At 68.8% G+C, this 22,141-nt stretch carries 16 protein-coding genes; 5 read left to right on the forward strand and 11 right to left on the reverse strand.

Translation table 11 applies throughout. The features are described 5' to 3' along the window. Window positions 1-41: 41 nt before the first annotated feature. Window positions 42-926: a GNAT family N-acetyltransferase gene (locus ACTWPW_RS16995; RefSeq protein ID WP_375116319.1), complete on the forward strand. Its 885-nt coding sequence runs from the start codon at window positions 42-44 to the stop codon at window positions 924-926. On the opposite strand, the gene ACTWPW_RS17000 is transcribed toward ACTWPW_RS16995, so the two are convergent. Both ACTWPW_RS17000 and ACTWPW_RS17005 read right to left on the reverse strand, forming a co-directional pair. Further along, on the reverse strand, window positions 923-1,465 hold the full coding sequence (locus ACTWPW_RS17000; protein WP_375116320.1) for a hypothetical protein: 543 nt from the start codon (window positions 1,463-1,465) through the stop codon (window positions 923-925). The genes ACTWPW_RS16995 and ACTWPW_RS17000 overlap by 4 nt on opposite strands. Window positions 1,466-1,533: 68 nt before the next feature. Next, window positions 1,534-2,847 carry a UDP-glucose dehydrogenase family protein gene (locus ACTWPW_RS17005; protein WP_364127809.1) on the reverse strand — a complete coding sequence of 438 codons (1,314 nt, stop codon included), beginning with the start codon at window positions 2,845-2,847 and terminating at the stop codon, window positions 1,534-1,536. Between the two features lie 125 nt (window positions 2,848-2,972). On the opposite strand from ACTWPW_RS17005, the gene ACTWPW_RS17010 reads away from it, so the two are divergent. Together ACTWPW_RS17010 and ACTWPW_RS17015 are read left to right on the forward strand one after the other, a co-directional pair. Next, a complete protein-coding gene (locus tag ACTWPW_RS17010; RefSeq protein WP_443169221.1) occupies window positions 2,973-4,136 on the forward strand; it encodes an acyl-CoA dehydrogenase family protein in 1,164 nt (387 codons plus the stop codon). A 143-nt stretch (window positions 4,137-4,279) separates the two neighbouring features. Further along, window positions 4,280-4,942 (forward strand): DUF4240 domain-containing protein, encoded by a 663-nt coding sequence (locus ACTWPW_RS17015; protein WP_443169222.1) that lies wholly within the window; start codon window positions 4,280-4,282, stop codon window positions 4,940-4,942. 67 nt (window positions 4,943-5,009) lie between these two features. On the opposite strand, the gene ACTWPW_RS17020 is transcribed toward ACTWPW_RS17015, so the two are convergent. The 5 genes from ACTWPW_RS17020 to ACTWPW_RS17040 form a co-directional block, all read right to left on the reverse strand. Next, entirely contained in the window at window positions 5,010-5,405 is a 396-nt protein-coding gene (locus tag ACTWPW_RS17020) for a tyrosine-type recombinase/integrase (RefSeq protein ID WP_443169223.1), read from the reverse strand. 474 nt (window positions 5,406-5,879) lie between these two features. Then, window positions 5,880-6,674, reverse strand: a complete 795-nt coding sequence (locus tag ACTWPW_RS17025; protein WP_443169224.1) for a DUF4240 domain-containing protein — start codon at window positions 6,672-6,674, stop codon at window positions 5,880-5,882. A gap of 94 nt (window positions 6,675-6,768) precedes the next feature. Then, complete coding sequence (locus ACTWPW_RS17030) at window positions 6,769-7,440, reverse strand: hypothetical protein (protein WP_443169225.1); 672 nt, start codon at window positions 7,438-7,440, stop codon at window positions 6,769-6,771. Between the two features lie 347 nt (window positions 7,441-7,787). Further along, on the reverse strand, window positions 7,788-9,434 hold the full coding sequence (locus ACTWPW_RS17035; protein WP_443169226.1) for an FG-GAP-like repeat-containing protein: 1,647 nt from the start codon (window positions 9,432-9,434) through the stop codon (window positions 7,788-7,790). A gap of 204 nt (window positions 9,435-9,638) precedes the next feature. Then, complete coding sequence (locus ACTWPW_RS17040; RefSeq protein ID WP_443169227.1) at window positions 9,639-11,738, reverse strand: P-loop NTPase fold protein; 2,100 nt, start codon at window positions 11,736-11,738, stop codon at window positions 9,639-9,641. A gap of 305 nt (window positions 11,739-12,043) precedes the next feature. Between ACTWPW_RS17040 and ACTWPW_RS17045 the strand changes: the two genes are divergently transcribed. Further along, the gene (locus ACTWPW_RS17045) at window positions 12,044-13,993 is read left to right on the forward strand and encodes an nSTAND1 domain-containing NTPase (protein WP_443169228.1); all 1,950 of its coding nucleotides are present in this window, start codon (window positions 12,044-12,046) and stop codon (window positions 13,991-13,993) included. A gap of 52 nt (window positions 13,994-14,045) precedes the next feature. Here the strand turns inward: ACTWPW_RS17045 and ACTWPW_RS17050 are convergent, their stop codons facing one another. Continuing rightward, entirely contained in the window at window positions 14,046-14,234 is a 189-nt protein-coding gene (locus ACTWPW_RS17050; RefSeq protein WP_375116325.1) for an FXSXX-COOH protein, read from the reverse strand. Window positions 14,235-14,514: 280 nt separating this feature from the next. On the opposite strand from ACTWPW_RS17050, the gene fxsT reads away from it, so the two are divergent. Further along, the gene (fxsT, locus tag ACTWPW_RS17055) at window positions 14,515-17,061 is read left to right on the forward strand and encodes an FxSxx-COOH system tetratricopeptide repeat protein (RefSeq protein WP_443169229.1); all 2,547 of its coding nucleotides are present in this window, start codon (window positions 14,515-14,517) and stop codon (window positions 17,059-17,061) included. 19 nt (window positions 17,062-17,080) lie between these two features. Here the strand turns inward: fxsT and ACTWPW_RS17060 are convergent, their stop codons facing one another. The 3 genes from ACTWPW_RS17060 to ACTWPW_RS17070 form a co-directional block, all read right to left on the reverse strand. Next, on the reverse strand, window positions 17,081-19,690 hold the full coding sequence (locus tag ACTWPW_RS17060; protein ID WP_443169230.1) for an FxsB family cyclophane-forming radical SAM/SPASM peptide maturase: 2,610 nt from the start codon (window positions 19,688-19,690) through the stop codon (window positions 17,081-17,083). A gap of 298 nt (window positions 19,691-19,988) precedes the next feature. Next, a complete protein-coding gene (locus tag ACTWPW_RS17065) occupies window positions 19,989-20,801 on the reverse strand; it encodes an alpha/beta fold hydrolase (RefSeq protein ID WP_443169231.1) in 813 nt (270 codons plus the stop codon). After that, the gene (locus ACTWPW_RS17070) at window positions 20,798-22,066 is read right to left on the reverse strand and encodes an MFS transporter (RefSeq protein ID WP_443169232.1); all 1,269 of its coding nucleotides are present in this window, start codon (window positions 22,064-22,066) and stop codon (window positions 20,798-20,800) included. Before ACTWPW_RS17070 ends, ACTWPW_RS17065 begins: the two co-directional genes overlap by 4 nt. Window positions 22,067-22,141: the final 75 nt, after the last annotated feature.

The following is a 22,141-nucleotide window of genomic DNA, read 5'->3' on the forward strand; positions in this document are numbered from 1 at the left end:
AGCCCTTTTATCCTGGGCTTTCCGGCGGCTAGGGTGCCGGGATGGACGATCTGATCAAAGGTCACGCGGCTCGTGTGCGCGCCGCGGACCCGCTCCTCGCCGGCGAGGACGAGCTGCCCTTACGCCAGCGCGACGAGCTGCTCGAAACATCCGACGCCGTCGGCGTGGTGTCGGTGGACCGGATCGATCCAGGTGAGCTCCGGGCCTCCTGGTCCCCCCTGGTCGTACACCGCCTCCAGGCCAGGGTCGCCGGCCCCGACCCGGAGGCCGCGTTCGGCGCGCTGCTCGACCGGTGGCTGGCCGCGCCCCGCCGGGCCGAGCCCGGGCAGGCGCTGACCGTGTCGTGGCCGAGTCGCGACACCGTCCCCGCCAGGGCCCTGGCCGTACGCGGGTTCGCCCCCATCGCCGCGGCCGCCGTCTGCCGCATCCGCCCGCGCGCCGCGCATGCCGTGGCCGCCGTCCGCCGGGCCGGCCTCGGCGACCTGGAGGCGGTGGCGCGGATGTACGAGCGGCTGGTGGCCTACGACGCGCAGTTCGGCTGGGTGACCGTGCGCGCGTCCACCAGGGAGCGCATCAGGGAGTCGGTGGTGACCGAGGTGCTGCCGCTGGAGTGGTGCTGGCTGGCGGAGATGGGCGGTGAGCCGGTGGGCTGCGTCATCGTCCAGCCGCCCGGACGGTCGGGATGGATCGCGCGGTCGGTGAACGACTCGCCGGTGGCGTACCTGGGGGTCATGTACGTCGAGCCGTCGGCGCGGGGGCGGGGCGTGGGCGCGGCGCTCACCGAGGCGGCCCACGACCACGCGGCGGCCGGCGGGGTCTCGTCCATGGTGCTGCACCACGCGCTGCCGAACCCGGTGTCCACCCCGTTCTGGGCCCGCCGCGGCTATCGTCCGCTGGTCACCCAGTGGGTCCGGCACCTGGTCTAAGGGTGCGTGTCCGGCGGGAGGCCGCCCTCGGCCAGCTCGGGAACCGCCGAGGCCAGCCGCCACCGCCCGTCGGCCGTCTTCTCGAACGTGAAACGGTGCCTGAGCTGGTATTGCTCGGCCTGGGGTGCGTCCGGGAGGGTGCCTGCGGGGAAGAGCTTGGTGCGTTCGGTGAGGTAGAGGGCCGGGGCTCCGCCCTCGCCCTCGTGGCTGTGGTCGTGGTCGAAGCGCGCGTCCTGGACGGTCACCTCGGCCCGGTCGTGGCCGCCGTTCACGGAGCGGAGCAGCTCCCGGCGGCGGTCGATCGCCAGGGCATCGGCGGCCAGGCGCCGCCGGAGGGCATCGGTGACCGGGGCGCGGGTGAGCTCCCCCTCCGGCGCGTCGGTCGTCAGCCGCGCCGCCCGGTCGTCGAGGTAGGTCCGCGCGATCGCCAGCAGCTCGCCCTCGGCCTGGGCGGCCACGGCGGGCCGGGCCTCCGGCCGCAGCGACAACAGGCACACCAGGATGGCGGCACCGGACAAGAGCCTGGCCGTCCTGTCCATACGGCTCCTCACGGATGACCCGGGGGCCAAGGGGGGCTTGGGGGCGATGGGGACCCGGCGCTGGTGGGCTAGGGGCGGCCCAGGGCGCGGTAGTGCCAGCCGGCCGACCGCCACATCTCGGAGTTGAGGGCGTTGCGGCCGTCCACGATGCGCCGGGTGGCGACCACCGCACCCAGCTCCACCGGGTCGAGCTGCAGGAACTCCTGCCACTCGGTGAGAAGCAACACCACATGCGCCCCGCGAACCGCCTCGACGGCCGACTCGCCGTAGTTGAGCTCGGGATGTGCCTTACGGGCGTTGTCGAGCGCGATCGGGTCGTACACGGTGACCTGTCCGCCCTGGTGCCCGATCGTCACGGCGACGTCGAGCGCGGGGGAGTCGCGGATGTCGTCGGAGTTCGGCTTGAACGCGGCTCCCAGCACGCCCACGGTGCACCCGTGGAAGGAGCCGCCGGCCAACTCTCTGGCCAGGTCCACCATGCGGGCGCGGCGCCGCATGTTGATGGCGTCCACCTCGCGCAGGAACGTCAGCGCCTGGTCCGCCCCCAGCTCGCCGGCCCGCGCCATGAAGGCCCTGATGTCCTTGGGCAGGCAGCCGCCGCCGAACCCGAGCCCGGCGTTGAGGTAGCGGCCGCCGATGCGGTCGTCGTACGACAGCGCCTCGGACAGCAGCTCGACGTCGGCGTGCGCGGCCTCGCAGACCTCGGCCATGGCGTTGATGAAGGAGATCTTGGTGGCCAGGAAGGCGTTGGCGGCCGTCTTGACCAGCTCAGCGGTGGCGAAATCGGTCACCACGACGGGAATCTCGCCCAGCGGCTCGTACACCTCGCGCAGCATCTTCTCCGCACGTTCGCTGCGCACGCCCAGGACGATGCGATCGGGGTTCAGGGTGTCCTGGACGGCGAACCCCTCGCGCAGGAACTCGGGGTTCCACGCCAGCTCGGTCTGCCCGCCGGCGGGAGCGAGCCGGGCCAGCTTCTCGGCCAGCCGCCCCGCGGTGCCCACGGGCACGGTGGACTTGCCGACGACCAGGCACTCGCGATCGAGGAGCGGGGCGAGGGATTCGAGGGCGTTGTCCATGTAAGTAACGTCCGCGGCGTACTCGCCGCGTTTCTGCGGAGTGCCCACGCAGATGAAGTGCACGTCGCCGAAGGCGGCGATCTCCTCGTACGAGGTGGTGAAGCGGAGCCGGCCGGAGTCGAGACCGCGGCGGAGGACCGGTTCGAGGCCGGGTTCGTGGATCGGGAGCTCGCCCGCGTTCAGTCGACGGATCTTGTCAGCGTCGATGTCGAGGCCCAGGACGTCGAATCCGAGATCGGCCATGCAGGCTGCATGCGTGATCCCCAGGTATCCGGTCCCGATCACCGTGAGGCGATATGGCACGAGTGAGCTCCTTTCGATCGCGCAGGCATGCTACCGGCCCTCGCTACCTCCTACGTGCCACCTGCACCTCTTCGCAAACCGTACCGGCTGGTAACAAGATGGTCGGACGTCCTAGTATTCGATGCATGAGCTTCCCGCTATACGCACCCGCCGAAGAGCACGACATGCTCAGGGAGACGGTAAGGGCCCTGGCCGACGAGAAGATCGCGCCGCACGCCGCCGAGATCGACGAGACCGAGGAGTTCTCCTGGGACGTCTACAAGGCGCTCGTGGCATCGGACCTGCACGCCGTGCACGTCCCTGAGCAGTACGGGGGCGCGGGGGCCGACGCTCTGGCCACCGTGATCGTCATCGAGGAGGTGGCCCGCGCCTGCGCGTCGTCCTCCCTGATCCCCGCCGTCAACAAGCTCGGCACGGTGCCGCTGCTGCTCTCGGCGTCGGAGGAGCTCAAGACCCGCTACCTGGCGCCGGTGGCCCGGGGGGAGGGGATGTTCTCGTACGCGCTGTCGGAGCCGGAGGCGGGCTCGGACGCGGCGGCCATGAAGACGCGGGCGGTGGCGGACGGGGACTCGTACGTGCTCAACGGCACCAAGATGTGGATCACCAACGCCGGTGTCTCCGAGTACTACACGCTGATGGCGGTCACCGACCCCTCGGCCGGCCCGCGCGGCATCTCCGCCTTCGTCGTGGAGAAGTCGGACGAGGGCGTCTCATTCGGCCCCAAGGAGAAGAAGCTCGGCATCAAGGGCTCGCCCACCCGCCAGGTCATCCTGGACAACGTCCGCATCCCGGCGGACCGCATGATCGGCGCGCCCGGCACCGGCTTCAAGACGGCCCTGGCCACCCTGGACCACACCCGCATCACCATCGCCGCCCAGGCCCTCGGCATCGCCCAGGGAGCGCTGGACTTCGCGATCGGCTACGTCAAGGAACGCAAGCAGTTCGGCCGGCCGGTGGCCGACTTCCAGGGCGTGCAGTTCATGCTCGCCGACATGGCCATGAAGCTCGAGGCGGCGCGTCAGCTCACGTACCACGCGGCGGCGAAGTCGGAGCGGGCGATGCACGGCGACCCCCAGAAGGACCTCACGTTCCTGTCGAGCGCGGCGAAGTGCGCGGCCTCGGACGCGGCCATGGAGATCACGACGGACGCGGTGCAGCTGCTGGGCGGGTACGGCTACACGAAGGACTTCCCGGTGGAGCGCATGATGCGCGACGCCAAGATCACCCAGATCTACGAGGGCACCAACCAGATCCAGCGTATGGTGATGGCCCGGCAGCTCCTGAAATAGGTCTATGACCTGCGGAAACCCGGGGTCGAGCGCGTACGGCCCCGGGTTTTGGTGTACCAGGCGAGCGGCACGAAAGAGCGTTGTTCCGTCGCTGTTCCGTGATCACTGGGCAACAGGTCCGCGAGGTGCCATGATCGCGGCTTGTGGACCTTGACGGCTTCTGGGAACTGGTGGAACGCTCGGCCCGCGAGACCGACAACCGGCGAGCACGAGTGGCGTGGCTGGAGGATCGGCTCTCCGGCCTGACCGCCGAGGAGATCGTGGACTACGAGGCTTGGTTCACGCTGTGCGCCAACCGAGCCTGCTCCTGGGACATGTACGCGGTGTTCTGGACCATCACCGGATTCGGGTCGTCCGATGGGTTCGAATACTTCGTGAACTGGCTGATCAGCCTTGGCCGTGAGGCCTTCGAGAAAGTCGCCGACTGTCCTGATCGGATCCTTGAGCTGCCGGAAGTGCAGCGGATCATGGAGTTGATGAAGAACTTCTCTCATCGTCGAACGACGTGGTCCCGCGACGGCAAGTTCCGACTGAAGCGGGTCACTTACACCCGCCGGGAGGTGTGGTCGCGTGAGGACGACCCCGAGTTCGAGTCATTCGCCTATGTCACCTTCGAGCCCTACAAGCGGGCGACCGGCCTCGAAACGGACAGCTTGGGGGAGGCCGTACGCGCACGAGGCGTCCACAGCAAGTTTCCCTTCCTGACCTACCACGCGGAGCCCGACGGGGAGGAATGGGATCTCGGCGACGAGGGGGAGTTCGTGCGTCGCCTTCCACGGCTTGCCCGGCACTACGGCCTAACCTGACGGCCCTGGCAGAACGAAGCGAACCCCACCGTCGGCGAGGTCCGCTTGGTATGGGATTCGTCGCGCGCTACGCGAGATTCTTGGTCGCGATCTTGGTGGCCCGAGGCTGGAACAGCCGGTTGTCGATCGCTTGCCTGGCACGCTCATGGGAGCCCGGCATCATGTGGGCGTAGACACGCAGGGTGAAGCCCGGATCGGCGTGGCCTAGATACTCGGCGAGTTCCTTGACCGAAACACCGCCGGCCAGCATGACGCTCGCGTAGTAGTGGCGGAGCTGGTGCAGCCCCTCTTTGCGGGAGGTGACGTAGCGGCTCCGCCGGCGGGCGTCCTCGTCCGGTGCCGGAATCACGTCCGCGACCACGAGAGCGGGCTTACAGGCGGTCTCGCTGTAGCTTCTGGCCTTGATGAAGCCGTCGTCCGTCGAGCGGAACAGCAGGTTGTGCGTACGGAGCTTGCCATCCACCCTCTGTCAAGGCAGAGACCAGGGCAACGGGGGACAGGCCGCGACGTGCCGCCTGATGGCCTCGGCCGCCCAGTCAGGCAGCGGTACGACTCGCTCACGATCGCTCTTCGGTAGTGCGAAGACGTGGTCGGCTCCAAGCTTCTTGATCTGCGGCCGCACGCGGAGAGCACGCTCCTCGAAGTGGATGTCTTCGAGGGCCGAAGAGCTCACCCTGCCGCAGCCCGATGCTCCATCAGGAGCAGGAATCGATGGCCGGGGTTGATCTGTGGCTGGACACTGCGGAGTTGACCGTGGAGGAGACAGCGGAGCGGCTGCTGGTGGCATGGACCGTTGAGTAACAAAGGCCCCGACGCGGGCAGCGTCCTCGATGTCGGAGTGGCCGACGGCACCAGCGCAAGACATGAAGTTGCTCGCCGAGGTTTCTGGGACATTGCCGTCCTGCTCGCCGCTCTTGTCGCGGGCCGACGATTCAGATCATGCAAGTTCAGGGGGAGGTGTCATGCGCAATTCCGTTGCTATGATGCCGGTGATGTAAGTGGCCTCCTGGATGACGAGCCCTTGCAACGCGTTGTGGTCGCGATCGATGAGATATGATCGGTCCATTTGGAAATTTGCTTTGGCGATGTTCTTGCCGCGTTCGATCTTGTGTTGGGTTTTATCGGAGTTGACGGTTATTCCCACCTTTATTTTGCGCAGTGACGTCTGTCGCCACCATGCGAGCCATTCTTCGGATTGGTTGAGCTTTTGGTCGAGTTCGTGCGCGGCGGTGAGGTAGCGGCCGGGGATGTTTTTCCAGGCGGACCCTCGGTAGGTCTCGTACCAGCCCTGATCGTGGCGAAGGTGTGCTCTCAAGGGGTCGACTTCGTCAGACCAGTCCACGCCGGCGATCTCCCACAGGGACCTGGCCGCCGCCTCGATGAGGAGCTCCGCTTCTCCCGCGTCCCACTCCTCTTCCTCCACTGCCGAGGGGTCGGATGTCACCCTCTCGTATCGGGCTCTGCCCGAGGAGACGATCGCGTAAAGCAGGTTCTCGTGGGCATCCCCTGCCAAGGGGAGGGCGGCGTGGCCGGTGTCGGTCACATCGGGCACGGCGAGTCCGGCGAGCGGCAGCCCGGAGAGCGTGCCCACCTTGGCAGCGAGGTGGGCACAGAAGCCCTCCACGTCTTCGGGGGCGAGTGACGACAGCCGCTCGCTGAGGGAATCGATACTGTCGTCGTCGATCGCGCCGTCAAGCTCGTCGATTATGGCCCAGAAGGTTTCTTCGGTCATTGGGGGGCCTCCAATGCAGGTGCAGAGCAAGAGTGTGAGACGCCCGCGACAGCATCTCACGCTCTTGCCGGAACGCTTCGGCCTGAGCGGCCTGTCATTTACAGCTTCTAAGCTGCCCGGGAGGACAGTGCCCGTGCACGATGAAATATGCAGTTATTCTGCCGTGCTCCCACCAGCGCGCTTTGAGATATCCTACCTTGCGCGTGAGCACCCGAAAGGCGCATCCTCCCATAACTCCGAAGGAGAAATTACACGCCCTCAACTGTTCCTGTGGACGGTCCACCCCCCGGGAGGCGAGGCTGATCCCATACTTGTAGGTCTTCCGACCGTAGAAGATCTCGTAGCCGATGTACAGGTTGCGATCGTTCTTGGCCTTGTTGGAATTGGGATTCGGGCGCTGGACCGCGGTCCTGGCCTTGGCCAGGTTGACGCTGCAGCCGTGCCTTTTACAGTAAGTGATCGCCTGCTGGGTCGTCGTGACGGTCACCACCGTGCCGACGCTGAACACCAGAGCGGTCATCAGTTCCGCTCCGCTGATCGCCAGCAGGGGGACGAAGAGGACGAGTTGGGCGCCTTGGCGCACGCCGCCACCGGCGACGTACGTGCTGGCGGCCCTTACGTTGGACTCGATGGCCTGTGCGGGACTGGCGTCCCGCTGACCGGGAAGTGCCGATGGCGGCCCGGGCGCGGCCGCGGTGAGTAGGCCGACCAGGGTGATTCCTAAGCAGACTCGTAGGCCGGCCGATCGTAACCGTCGTTGCCACATCGTGGTCCTCCTCATACCGGGGATGAGTCAACTGGCGGTACGGGGTAGGACGGCTCATGAGTTCAGGCCGGAGAAGCCGCGCCCCGGCGTCATGCCGAAGGGGTCTAGGACGTGCCTTTCTTGGGGATCTTCATGAAGCAGTCAGCGCCGTCCCTGCTCAGCCTCGCGATCGACGCATATTCTCAGGTCGCCTAATGGGATGTCGGAGATCACCTAGGCCTACGATGGCCCGCCAACTCCTCAGGTAGCTCTGGCATGCGGAAACCCCGCCTGCCGATCGGCAGAGGCGGGGTTCGCTGTCTCGTGATCGGGACGGGAGGGCCCGGCGGCGCGGAGCCGGGAACGGGTCAGAAGTACGGTGCCCAGCCGGGACCGACGGTCTTCGCGCTTGCGAACTGGTTGCCGCCCCGGCCGTTCCAGAGGTACAGCGTGTCGTTGTGGACGGCCGCGATGTCGGTGTGGCCGTCCCGGTCGACGTCGCCGAGGGACATCAGCGTGTTCGCGTACGGTGTCCAGCCTGGCCCGGTCCTCGTCCTGGTGGTGAACTCGTTGCCGCCTTCGCCGTTCCAGATGTAGAGGTCGCCGGTGGCCTTCTCCACCGCGGCCAGATCGCCGATGGCGTCACCGTTGAAGTCGCCGCCGATCGGCCGGGTGTAGTTGTTCCAGCCGGCGCCGATGGTGGTCCTGCCGGAGAACTTGTTGCCGCCCTGGCCGTTCCAGGCGTAGAGGGTGCCGTTGAGGGTGGCCGCGATGTCGTTGTGGCCGTCCTGGTTGATGTCTCCCACGGACGTCAGCGTGTCCGCGTACGGTGTCCAGCCGGAACCGAGCTTCTCCGGGGTGCTGAACTCGTTGCCGCCCCGGCCGTTCCAGACGTGCAGCAAGCCGGTGCTCTTTTCGGCGGCGACCAGGTCGGTGCGCCCGTCGTCGTCGAAGTCGCCCGCGATCGGTCGGGTGAAGGCGTCCCAGCCGTCTCCGACGCGGGTTCTGCCCCAGAAGTCGTTGGCACCCCTGCCGGTCCAGAGGTTCAGCGATCCGGTCTTGGCCGAGAAGAGGTCGCCCACGCCGTCAGCGTTGAAGTCCGGCGTGTTCGCCGCGGTCATGGCGGCATAGTGCGTCGCGAGCTCCTTGTTCGTGAGCGCGTGGTTGTAGATCGCGAACTTCCCGATGGCACCCTTGAACCAGGACGCCTTGCTGCGGGTCCCGACCCGGACGGGGGCCGGTCCGGGCTTGGGCCGCACGATGACCTCGTCCGGCTGGCCGGGGCGGAAGACCAGGTTCGACGAGCTCACGAGCACGCCGTTGCGGTAGCTCCGCACCTTGCCGTACTCACCTTCCGAGGTGTCGAAGGTGAACGCGATGTGGATCCACTCGTTGACCCGCACGGTCTGCTGGATGCCCGCCCCGGCGCCGAAGCCGCCGTCGAGGTTCCAGGCGTATCCGGAGATCCGGTTGGGGCGGTCCTCGTCGTTCACCTTCGAGTACATCCGGCCCGCCCACTCCTGGTCGCCGCCGCTGCCCGACTTCGTGCCCTTCCCCAGGAAGTAGACGTAGCCGCTCTGCTCCTCGTCGGGGAACTGCAGGGTGTGCGGCCTGATCCAGGCCTCCACGGTGAACTTGCCGGTCGTGGAGATGTGGAACCTGTCGGCGTTGGGCACCTCGAAGTATCCGGATGATCCGTTGAAGACCGAGGCGCCGTCCCGGTTGGGAAGCTGGACCGAGCTGGTGACATTGTGGAAGGTGCCCTTGTACCCATTGCCGGTCCGGTCGGTCTCCGTACCGTAGGACGGGTGTGACAGCCGCCAGTAGGAGGCCGGCCGGTGCGACAGCACCAGCTTGTCGTACGCGCTCAGCCCTCCCGGCTGGGCCGCCGCGGATCCCTGGGCGTTCGCGGTCGCCACCATGGGTGCGTGGACGTTCGCGATCGCCGCCACCAGCACGGCGCTCATTCCCACCACGAGGGCGCGCCGGTGTGCCTTGCTGAGCCGTCTCCGCATGACTTGGGTGCCTCGCCCTTCCTGGGTCCTGTGCTCCAACGCACAAAAGCTAGGAGACGGCGGTATAGCGGTGGTATGTCCGGTCCGTGCACGGCGATCGGGACCCCGCCGCAGGCACACGGCTCGCGCTCGGTACGGCTTCCGTTCCCACGCTCGGTCGGATCCGACCCACGCCGTAGGCGTACCTCCTGATCAGCGCACCGGTCAGGGGCCGGTTCGCACCGCCACCGCCGCGCAGGCGTCGACGGCGCGTTTCAGCCTCCGCTCGATCTCTCGCGGGTGCCGTCCGAGGCAGGAGCGGGCCTCCGCCAGCGCGGTGACCGCCTTGCTCATCGCCTCGGTCCGCCATGGCGCCGGCTGGGGCGTGCCCGAGAACAGGCGCTCGCAGAGTGCGGCGAGCCGGGCGTACGGGGCCAGGGTGGCCGCCAGCTGGGCCTCCGCGGCCACCGTCCCCGTGACCGGGGGGAACTCGGTCGCCTCGACCAGGTCGTACAGGTTCGCGGGCTCGTCCTCGAGCGACTCCTGGAACGCCAGGACCCGGTCCAGCATCGCCTGCGCGAGGTCGTCGCTCTCGCCGCGCAGCTTCTCGACGGCCGCGTCCACGACCTCGCGCAGGTCGTTCCGCAGCACGCGCCGGGACAGCAGGGCGATGGTGGCCTCCTCGCCGTCCTTGAGCTCGTGCTTGAGGTCCACGCACGACCGTGCGGTACGGATGAGGTCGCGCGCGTGGCCGCCGGACCACGCGTAGCAGAACAGCACGAACACCTTGGAGAAGTCGCGCGCCCGCCGCGAGATGAGCGTCTGTGACTCCTCCAACGACAGCGGACCGACCGGGATGATGGTGTCGAACGCCGAGTCGAACACGTCCCGCACCGGCACTCCCCGCGCGGCGAAGCTGTGCATGGCGTCGGTGGACACGGAGAGGACGAAGTGTGCCTTGGCGACGTGGAACAGGTCCTTGAGGCCGTTGATCGCGTCGACGGCCTCGGCCGGATCCGCCAGCTTGTCCAGCTCGTCCACGCAGATGACGACGGGTTTGTTGCTGAGCGCGAGCAGCTGGTCGATGAACTGCCGGAGCGCCTGGACCGACTCGGCGTGGGTGACCTCGCGCTCGGTGCGGGACAGCTTGCTGCCGCCTTCGAAGCCGGATCCGCCGACCTTCGCCGCGGTGGTCGCGCTCCGCTCGACCGTCGTGGACCAGCGCAGGAACTCCAGCTGTTGCAGGCAGAGCTCACGTGTCGTCTGCGGCGAGACCATCAGTTTCGTCTGGCCCTGGAAGAGGGCCCACCACCGGTTGACCACGAACCCGATGACCAGGCCGCCCAGCACGACGGCCGTGATGCCCGTCCACCCGAGGTTGACCGGATTCGGCACGGGACGGTTCTTGTCGTAGATCCACAAGGTGATCAGGAGGGACACCGCCACCGCCGCCAGGAGCGTCCGCAGCACCACTCGCAGGGCCGGCGCCGCCATGCGGTCGCGGATGAGGTTCGCCTCGCCGGGATTGAGGCAGACCTGTGCCAGCTCGCCGTGGATGAGGCGGGTGAACTCCACGGCGGAGTACTGCACCGGCGCGCTGACCAGGGCGACATGGCAGTCGAAGGCCTCGTCCTGCCGAAGTCGCCGCATCAGGGTGGTCTTGCCCGAGCCGCGGGCGCCGGCCAGCCCGGTCGCCGAGGACTCGTGCTCGCCGATGAAGGCTCGGAGCCGCTCGTACGTGCGGGACGGAATGGTGTCCTGAAGGTTGAGCTCCACCAGCGCGGGAGCCTGGGAGGTGCGCAGCGTGCCGGACCAGCGCACCTCCTCGCCCTGCAACTCGCTGATGGCGAGGCGGATCAGAGCGCGCAGCGGCGGCAACAGGGCTTTCCGGAGCTCTCGGGAAGCGAGCACACTCTGCTGCCGGATCGTTTTCCACAGCTTCACCACGGCGAGCATCCCCAGCGCCACCAGGCCGATCGAGAACGCGGCGTTGGCCGCTCTTGAACGGAAGGGGATCCCGGTGCTCAAGAGCGTGGCCCCGAGGACGAGGAGGGACGCCACGAGAAGTGCCAGGGTGGCGATGGCCCAGGGCCGGCGCCATGCACGGCGAGCCTTGCCGACCGCCGCGATGTCCTCACCCAGCAGATTGGAGAGCTCATCGGCCCGCTGCCGGATGTCGTCGACTATTTCCGCGTGAAGCTCGGCTTCGCACTTCAGTTCGGGCTCGTTCTCCAGCAGCTCGCGTGCGATCTGCGCCAACTCCGCAGGGCGCAGGCGATCGGCCATGCCGCGCATCACCACCCCCGCCGGCGCGATCTGTGACACCGATTTAGGTCACCAAAAATGCAGCTGTGGGTCAGGAGGAAAAAGCAGTTTCTTGCGTCCAGGAATTTTATCCGGGAGGGGCTTTTGACGCTAGACATAGCATGATAGAAGACTTTCTTGGATGATTGCGGCATTACTTACGCCGGATATCAAGCCAGGTCGCCATCATTTGGGAGCCCCGGCATGGACGGTCATGCGTATGCGGCAGGCAGAATGTGTGCGCGACCAGGCATCCGTTCTTGTCCGCGGCAATGGGTACGGGAGATCATGATGCGACAGGTTGCGGTGTCGGCAGGAGCCTCTTCGTGACCGCGTACGATGCCGACCCGTGGGTCGGCCTCCGGCCGTTCGGCAGGGATGACGAGGCCAGGTTCTTCGGCCGCAACATCGAGACCCGCGAGGTGGCCGAGCTCTGGCAGCGAAACCGGCTGACCCTGCTGATCGGGGACTCGGGTGTCGGAAAGACGTCCCTGCTCCACGCCGGGGTGGCTCCGTACCTGGCCAACAGCGGAGCGCACGTGGTGCCCGTCGGTGACCCGAGCTACCGCAGGACCCTGCCGGCTCCGGTGATCACGGCCCGAGGTCGCACCCTCTTCGCGCTCCTGTCGTCGTGGCAGCCCACGGAGGACCCCGCCCGCTGCGTCGGCCTGACGATCTCGGCGTTCCTCCGGCGGCAGGCACCACCTGGCACGTCGATTCTGGTGGCGATCGACGGCGCCGAGAGGGTGATCCGCAGTTCTGTCGCGGCGAAGCCGGAACACCGCCTCTTCCGCGAGGAGCTGGAAGCCGCCCTGCGGGCCTTTCCGGACGTCCACCTGCTGCTGTCGATCCGGCCGGACTGCGTCGAGGAGGCGCGCAGCCTCTGCGGGGCGCTGGGCGAGACCCCGGCGGAGTACGAGCTGCCGCCGCTGGACCGGCAGTCCGCGATCGAAGCGTTGACGGGGCCGCTGCGGGGCACCCAGCTGCAGTTCGACCACGGCATGCCGGCGCGACTCGTGGACACGCTGACGGTCGAGCACGGCACGTCGGGTGCCGCGCTCGTGGAGCCGGTCCTGCTGCAGATGCTGTGCGCCGAACTCTTGGAAGGCGTGCGCGGCGGCGGGACGTTGTCCGTCGTCGTCGAGAAGGTGCTCAACGACGTGGACGGAACGCTGGCCGACTTCTGCTCCCGCACGCTGTTCACGCTGACCAGCGACCACGGCCTGCCCACCTGCGAGATCGGCGGCTGGATGCGCCGGACCTTCACCAGGTCATCTGAGGGGACCTCGCCTCACGAGGCGGCACCCGCGCCCCAGGGCGACCGTCCGAAAGAGATCACGGACACCGTTGTCCGCGCCGTGGAGGACCGGCATCTGCTCAAGTTCTGCCGGCTGGCCGGCGGGGACGGCTTCCAGCTCCAGCATCCGCGACTGGCGAGCGCGCTCCAGCGGCTCCGAGAGGCACCGGCGACGTGGCCGGAGCCCACCGCGGGCGACCTCCTTCGTGAGGCGGAGCAGGCGATGTCCGTGGGCAATCCGAAGCTCGCCGAGAAGTACGCGCGAGCGGTGCTGGCCAAGACCGAAAGGGAGCACGGCCAGATCCATATCTCCGCCTGGATCATCCTGGGCGACATCGCCTTCGCGCGGGCGGACCACGACGCCGCACGGCACGCCTACGACCAGGCGCTGGCGATCGAGGCGATGACGGACTCCAGGTCCCCCGCCGTCGCGTACCTGTTCGCCGCGATAGCGCGCGTCCACCTCCTCCAGGGGGATACGGAGAACGCGCTCGGCAGCGCGCGGGCCGCTCGGCTCATCACGGCGGGTGAGACGATCACCTTGCTGGAGCTCGGGCAGGCTCTCTGGCACACGAGCCGTTACCAGACGGCGGTCAAGGAGTTGAACGCCGTGCTGGAGCGGGATCCAGAGCATGCCGAGGCCCGCCGCATTCGCGGAGAGATCTACGCGGACTGGGACAAGTGGCAGGAAGCCCTGGACGACCTGGGCAGTGTCGCCATCGCGGCCCCGCTGTCGGCCCGCGCGGCGTACATCCTGGCGGCGAGCCGTAATGCTCCCGTCTCGCGGAGGGAGGTGGAGGAGCTTCGCGAGGAGGGGCGGACACATGGCCTGGTCCTGCTGTACCTCGCCCGGTCGATGCGCAGGCATGGATATCGGGACCTTGCCGCGGAACTCGCCACCGAGGCCCTCCGGGCGACGAATCCACGCCTGTCACGCCATCATCGAACGCAGGCCGAGAAAATCATGCGAAGGCAGTAACGTACGGGAAACGCTAAAGGGGCTGACTTCTGCCCGATTGTGGCGTTGTGTCTTAATCGCGGTCGAAATGGCCAACGGAGTTACTGAACCCGGCGATGGCTTCGGTGTCGCGCCGATCGGGCGCCATCAGGCTCCTCATCGCGTAGGCGAAGGCCGAGCCGTCGAGTTCGTCGAGGTCGCGGAGGGACAGATCGGAACAGTTAGGCAGCTGACCTGCCAGTTCGTTCTCCTGTTGCTCCATGACCAACTCCCAGCCTGATGCATCACGGTCCAGTGTCCGGGACAGCATACAAGCTGGGTGACACCTCTGGTACGGGGACGGCGCCGCGAAGATACTTGGAAAGGTTATCGACACGATACATGATTGGCCGATCAATCCGTTTACTCTGAGGTGCCTTGCTCGAGTTCTTTATTCTTGCGTTGGCGCTTGGGTGTGACATGGCCGGTTTCCGGCGTGCCATTGACCGTATCGAAGCGTTGTTCAACGTTGAGACTGGAGTCTACGATTCGGAGGTGGCCCTGTGACCGGTACACAGCCGAGCGAAGTAAGACGGTCAGCGGCGCCCGAGGTTTGGGGCAAGATTCCGCCCAGGAACAAGAACTTCACCGGTAGAGAAGTGCTCCTCGAGAAACTGCGCTCGGGGATGACCGCCGGGACCAGCGGTCAGGTCACGGTGGTCCTCCCGCGGGTTCTTCCGCATGCCCTGCACGGTCTGGGCGGTGTCGGGAAGACGCAGATGGCGGTCGAGTACGCCTACAGGTACGGCAACGAGTACGACCTCGTCTGGTGGATCTCCGCCGACCAGCGGGTGCTCATCCGCTCGTCGCTGGCGTCGCTGGCTCCTTATCTGGACCTCCCGTCGGCGGCGGCGATCGGCGTCGAGGACGCGGCCAACGCCGCGCTGGACGCGCTGCGGCGCGGCAAGCCGTACAACCGCTGGCTGCTCATCTTCGACAACGCGGACGAGCCGGAGGAGATCCGGGACGTGATCCCCGACGGGCCGGGCCATGTCCTGATCACTTCACGCAACCACCGGTGGGAGGACGTCGTCGAGGCCGTCCCGGTCGACGTCTTCACCCGGGCGGAGAGCATCGCGTTCCTGAGCAAGCGGGTCCGCAGGGCGATCGCTCCCGAGGACGCCGACCGGCTCGCCGACCAGCTGGGAGACCTTCCCCTGGCGCTGGAGCAGGCCGGTGCGCTCCAGGCCGAGACGGGCATGCCCGTCGACGAGTACATCGAGCTGCTGAACGAGCACGCCAGCCAGCTCCTCGACGAGGGCAAGCCGACCGAATACCCGATCTCGATGACGGCGGCCTGGAACCTCTCGGTCAGCCGGCTGAGCGAGCGGCGCCCGGAGGCCATCGACCTGCTGCGCTGCTGTGCCTTCTTCGGCCCGGAGCCGATCCCGCGCGATGTGTTCAGCCAGCGCGTCACCGGCCTGAGCCCTCAGCTGAACGAGCTGCTCGCCAATCCGATCAAGCTGAGCCGGTCGGTGGGCGAGCTGGGCCGCTTCGCCCTGGCGCGCATCGACCCGAGCAGCCGGACCATCCAGGTGCACCGGCTGATCCAGGCACTCGTACGCGACGAGCTCGACCCCGAGGAGAAGGCCGGGCATCTCGCGGACGTCCACCGTCTGCTGACCGGCCTGCAACTGGGCAATCCCGAAGAGTCAGTCAACTGGGGCCGTTACGGCGGCATCCTGGGGCATGTCGTGCCCGCCCGGGTCCAGGAAAGCCGAGACCTGAAAGTGCGCGACTTCGCGCTGAACCTGGCGCGTTATCTGTACATGTCCGGCGACGGGTTCGCGCAGGAGTTCGTCAACCTCTTCATCGACCAGTGGGAGAAGGACTCCGGCCCCGACGATCCCCACGTGCTCAAGGCCTATCGCGAGCAGGGCAACATCCTGCGCCAGCTGGGCAAGTACAACGAGGTCTACGAGCTCAACCAGCGGACGCTCGGCAAGATGCGCCGGGTGGGCACGCCCGATGACGAGCTGCTGCTCCTGGTCAGCGGCATCGGCGCCGACCTGCGGGCGCGAGGCGACTTCGCCGCGGCCCTGAGCCATGACGAGGACTCGGTACGCCGGCACGAGGCGGCCTTCGGCCCCGAGGATCAGCGAACCCTGCGCGCGAAGAACAACCTGGCCCTGGACTACAGCCTCACCAGTCGTTTCCATCGGGCTCGGGAACTGCACGAGATCGCCTACATCGGGCTGCAGGACGCGCAGGCGGGCGCGGCGACCGTGCTGGTCCACTGGAACGCGCTCGCACGTGCGGTCCGCCTGTCCGGTGACTACGCCGAGGCCAGCGACCTGGGCGAAGAGGCTCTCGCCTACGGTCTGGAGTATCTGGGCGGCGATCACCCCACCTACCTCTGGACCGCCAAGGACCTCTCCATCGCCTGGCGGAGGCTCGGCGAGCTCGACAGGGCACTGGAGATGTGCACCGACGTGCACGGCCGCTATGTCCGAAGGTACGGCCTCGACCACCCCGACACGCTGGCCGCGGCCATGTCCCTGGCCAACGTGCAGCGCAACAACGGTCAGGAGCAGGAAGGACTGGAACTGGCGGCCGACACCGTGAAGCGCTATCCGCACGTCTACGGCGCCGACCATCCGTACTGTCTGGCCTGCACGGGCAACCTGGCGCTGCTGCACCGCACCTGCCAGGACCCGGAGAAGGCCCGCGCGCTGAACGAGGAGACGCTGGAGAAGCTCGAGCGGCGTCTCGGGCGCAACCACCACTACTACCTGACCGTGGCGACCAACCTGGCGAGCGACCTGGCGGCGCTGGGGTTGTACGACCTGGCCGTGGAGCGCGGCCGCGACACCTATGGCCGGCTGACGGAGCTCGTCAGCCAGAACCATCCGATGAGCCTCGCCTGCGCCGCCAACCTTTCGGCCGACCTCAAGCGCCTCGGCACGCCCGAGGCCGTCGAGGAGGCGGCGGCTCTCCGCGAGGCCACCCGCGACCGGTACGCGCAGAGGCTCAACCTGGAGCATCCCGACGCCATCGCCTTCATGGAGGAACGGCACCTGGACCTCGACTTCGACCCGCCGCCGATCTGACGACCGAGGTCTCCGTGCCTCAGGCGAGTGAGGGCAACTGGCCGGCCGGTGGTTCGCCGTTGCGTTGGCGCCAGCCGGCCAGGTGCCGGCCGATCGAGACGCGGGCGCGGCGGGTGGCCTCGGCCGGTACGTCCTCGGCACACATCTCGGCCATCGTGCCGGCCATCTCGGCGGTGAACAGATCGCCTTCGGCGGTGAGCCGGCCACTTGTCCGCAGCGCCCGGATCGCCGCCTCGGTGCCGTCGCGCCACTGGGCGAACTCCGTGTGCGCGCGGAGCAGCAGGTCCGCCGGATGCGGCTCCTGGCGTTCCACCCTCCAGAACGCCGCGATGCCCATGTGCGCGTACGCGCCCTGGAGCAGGCCGCCCAGCGGGCGCGGGTCGTCACGCCACGGCGCGTAGTAGCGGCTGCCGTCGTCCGGCTGCGTCAGGGGGATGAGATCCAGCAGGCCGCTCAGCTTCGCGTGCTGGGACTCGTGCGCCAGGGTCACCGCGAACGAGTGCGGATCGGGCGGCGTGGAGAGCCCGATGTTGCCGAAGGCCAGTTTGGAGGTGGCGCTGGAGGTGCCGTTCTCCGGCCCGATCAGCGGCGTCAGCACCGTGACCACGGCAGTGGTCTCCTCGGCGACCTGGCGGTGCCGGTCGATGAGGGTCTCCCAGGCCGGCTGGAGCGTCGACTCCCACCCGTGCAGCTCCGCCTCGCTCAGCCGGCCCTCGGTCCGCCGCGCGCCCGGCATCCGGTTCGGGTCGAGGTCGTCGACGACGAACTCGACCGCCACGCCGCGATGCGAGGCACGGATGCGCCGCAGGCCTTCCCATGAGGGATCCGCCCCGACGCGTACGGTGACCGCGCCGGCGCTGATCTCCGCCTCGCCGTCCCCGGTACGCACGACGGCGAACCGGCCTGCGCCGGGGACGATCGCCCGGCCCAGCGACGGGAGCACGACCGCGCCGTCCATCACGGGCACCTCGATCGTCTCGCTGCGCCCGGACCGGATCGCCGCGACCGCCGCCAGCGACGCCATGGCGCTCGGAGTCTCCCAAGGAGCCGGCGGTGTCCCGCCGCTGAGCGCGTGGAGCGTCCGCAGCCCCCAGGAGCCGACGGTCGGATAGCGGAGCACCGCCCTGGTCACCTCGGGTGCGGCCTCCTGGATGTCGGCGAGCAGCTCGTAGGCGTGCCGGACCCGCGGGGCATCGTCCTCGGCGAGGTCGCGGACGCCGCGCAGGAGCAGCAGGCGTTTGCTGTCCTGCGCCGTCCACAGGCGCTCGACGGCGTCGCGGCCGCCGCCGCCCGCGGCGAGTTCGAGGAACACCTCTTTCGGCAGGGAATGCGGTGTCAACGGCATGGGCGTGAGGTTGCCTCTCTGCGGATCGGTGGTCTGTGCGGAAGCGCGACGACGCCGGCTGCGGTCGCGCACGGCGGCGATGTCGTCGTTCACCGCGTGCTGGACGTGTTTGATGAGCCGGAAGAGGTCGCGGCAGTAAACGCTGGGATTGGCGAATCCGGTGCCCGGGCGATAGCGATGGGGATAGAGCCCCGCGCCGCAGACACGCCGTATTTCGCACGCCTGGCATTCCGGTGACAGCGCGCGCTCGCCGATCTGCCGGGCGGCGATCGAGGGCAGCATGAGGGCCTCGTCGAAAGCGTGGGCGCCGACGTGCAGCGGCGTACGGGTTGCTCCGTCGTAGGCCGATTTGAGGCTGTCCACCTGTTCGATGCCGCCGTCGGTCTCGACGACGACGACGGCGACCGCGGAGAGCCCGACGGCCTCGCTGCGCGAGGGGCGTCCGAGCACGAGACGAATGATCTCGTCGAACAGGCGGAGCCGGGTCTCGCGCTCCGGCGCGTGGTACCAGCGGTCGAAGACGGCGATGAGCCAGTCGCCGTATGGGGCGTCCGTACCGTCCGGCCGGAGGCCCGGTGGAGGGGTTTCCCAGGTGCCGTGCGGCAGCAGGAAGTCCATCGTCGGCGGACCGTACGCCAGGAGCGCCTCGTACGTGCCGACGGGGTCGTTCCGCAGGTCGATCGTGCACAGCACCCCGTTGAACAGGTGCCGGAAGGCGGGGGAGGTGAGGTTGGTCAGCCCGGCGTGGACCCGGTCGTAGCTGCCCTGCCCCGCCGGTCCGCGGCGGTGGCGGTCGTTGGCCTCGCGGTCGCCGTCGAGGCTGACCGCGACCAGGACGCCGAGTTCGTCGAACAGGTCGAGGAAGACGGGGTCGAGGAGCACCCCGTTGGTCTGCACCTGGACGTTCACCGTCACGCCGGGGTCGACCGCGGTGCGTACGGCGTTCACCGCGTAGCGGATGTGGTCGGCGCCGGCGAGCAGGGGCTCGCCGCCGTGGAGGATCACGTCCACTTCGGACAGGCGGTTCAGCCGCGCGTGCTCGGCGATGCGTGCCGCGACGGAGTCGATCGTCGACTGCGACATCCGCCGGGGCTGGCGGCGCCAGCCCTGGTCGGCCATCTCGTACATGTAGCAGTAGGTGCAGGCGAGATTGCATCTGCTGTGAATCTTGAGGACGAACTGCTGGAAGGGTGTGGGGCGCCAGCCGCCCTCCAGCAGGGCGTTGATGTCCAGATCCATGGGCCATTCGAGGCGCGGCGTGGCCTCTTCGAAATCCGCACTCACGCCCACCAACCCCTAAGGAGATTCGAGCACCACGGCACGAAAATCCGTTCATCGGCTATTTCTGAATGAATAGAGGGCATTCACGTTCGACCAATGTCACCCTTGCGACCCGCCGCGATCTTATCGCCGATTCGCCGGTGTACGAAGGCGCATTGACGCAGCCGCGAGGTGGCGATCGTGTTTCGATCGGATAACCCGCGGATGCCGACTATCCTTCGCGACTCCGGATCTGAGTGCGTCGAGGGAGGTCCGCGATGCCGCCGCCCTCCGGGCCCGGGATGCGAGATGCCCGGTCGGGTCAGGTCCGGGTCAGGAGGGCGCGCAGGCCGGGGGCGAACCTGTCAGGGTCGTCGGCGAAGCCCGTGTGGTCGCCGGGGAACGGGACGGGGTCGAGGCCGAGGGCGAGCCCCAGCGCTCGGGAGGTGCGGTCACACAGCTGCCCGGCCGACTCCTCGCCGATGCCGATCACGAGGCCGGGCGCCGAGCGCAGCCGGTCCAGGTCGGGCCGCCAGCGGGTGGTGCCCTGCAGCTCGTGGGCGAACCAGTGGCGCTCGTCGGCGACGTGCCGCGGGTCGCGTTCACCGCCGAACATCATCTCCAGCGCCCCCTCGGGCAGCGCGATGCCGGCCTGGGCCATGAACTTCGCCCAGGCGCCGATGGCGTCGCCGCCGAGGTAGGTGGCGATGAGGTCGTCGGTCTTGGCGTGCTGCTTGTCGCGGTCCTCCAGGAGATCGAGCAGCGGGGGTTCGTGGGCGATGACGGCGCGCAGTTGCTCGGGGTGGCTCTGGGCGTGGGCGAGGGCGGTGACGGCGCCGCCGCTGGAGCCGAACACCGTGGCGGGTCCGGCGTCCACGTGGGTCAGCAGGCGGGACAGGTCGTCGGCGCGCAGCTCCGGCGTGGAGTCCTGGGCGGGATCGTCGAGCGGGCTGCGCCCGACGCCGCGCGGGTCGGTGGTGAGCACCGTGTGGTCGGTGGCGAGCAGGCCGGCCAGCGCGGCGAAGGAATCGGCGTCCATCGGGGCGCCGACGAGCGCGACGAGCGGGCCCTGGCCGCGTACCTCGAAGTACAGGCGGGCGCCCGGGACGGCGAGCGTGGAGACGGTCTTGTTCATGGGGTTCTCCTGGATGCTGCGATGGGGTGGTCGGCTGCGGCCACGGTCCTGACGACCGTGTGCAGCAGCGGTGGTGCGGCGGTGGCCACGAGCAGCGCCAGGGCCGCCGGGATCACCAGGGCGAGGGGCAGCGTCGCCGTCGTCGCGACGTACCCGATGAGGGCGGGGCCGATCAGGCCCCCGCCGTAGCTGATGGTGGTGACCGCGGACAGCCGGCGGGCGGCACCGTCGGCGCTGCCGAGCAGGCTGGCCACGATCGGCCAGACCACGGCCATGCCGGCGCCGGCCAGCGCCCAGCCGGCCATGGCGCAGCCCACTCGCGCGCTCGCGGGCAGGACGCCCGCGAGCAGGACCAGGCCGTAGCCGGCCGTGGCGGTCGCGCCGGCCAGCCGGGTCGTGCGGACGACGCCGAGCCGCGTGCGCAGGGCGTCGCCGACGAAGCGGACGAGCGTCATCGCGACGAAGAAGACGGTGTACACGAGCGACCCGGTGGCGGGGTCCGCGCCCAGGACACGGGTCGCGTGCACGCCGGCCCAGTCGGTGGCGGCGCCCTCGGTGACGAAGGCGGCCGCGCCGATCACGCCCAGCAGGGCCAAGAGTCCCGGTCGGAGCGGAGCCGCCCGCCGCGCGGCCCGGTCGGAGCGGGCGCGTGCGTCCGGAGCCCCCCGGTCGGAGCGGGCGGGTGCGTCCCGAGCGCCCCCGGCAGGGCGGGCGGGTGCGTCCGGAGGGCCCTTGACGGTGGCCAGGGCGGTGGCCAGGGCGGTGGCCAGGGTGATCGCGCCCGCGGCCATCAGCGCCCGCACGTCGGCGTCGGCGCGCAGGGCCGTGGTGATGATCGCGCCGCCCGCGACCGCGCCGAGCGTCCACGTGCCGTGCACCGTGGCCATGATCGGGCGGCCGAGCGTACGCTCGACGGCCACCGCCTGCACGCTCAGGGCCACGTTGAGCAGCCCGAACAGCATCCCGAGCACGACAGCTGAGATCATCAGCGTCTCGACGCGGGTCGCCAGGGCCGGGCCGGTCAGCGCGAGCGCCGCCGCCGGGGCGCAGGCCCGCAGCAGGCGCCGTCCGGTCCACCGGTCGGCCAGCCGTCCGGCCACCGGCATGGCCACGAGGGCGCCGGCGGCCAGTGCCATCAGCAGCCCGCCGAGCCGGCCGGGCCCGAGCTCCAGGCGCGCGTCGGTGGCCGGGAGCGTGGCGCCCCACAGCGCGTTCATGACGCCCGTCAGCCCGTAGCACAGCGTGATCGCTCCTCGTCCGGCCATGCCTCGATCGTGGCGGTGGCGACCTTCCCGGGTCCAACACCTGTTCGAAGGCGATTCACTCGCCAGATGCGTTAA

Origin of the sequence: Nonomuraea sp. KM90 (assembly GCF_052246675.1) — a bacterium.
Taxonomy (GTDB): domain Bacteria; phylum Actinomycetota; class Actinomycetes; order Streptosporangiales; family Streptosporangiaceae; genus Nonomuraea.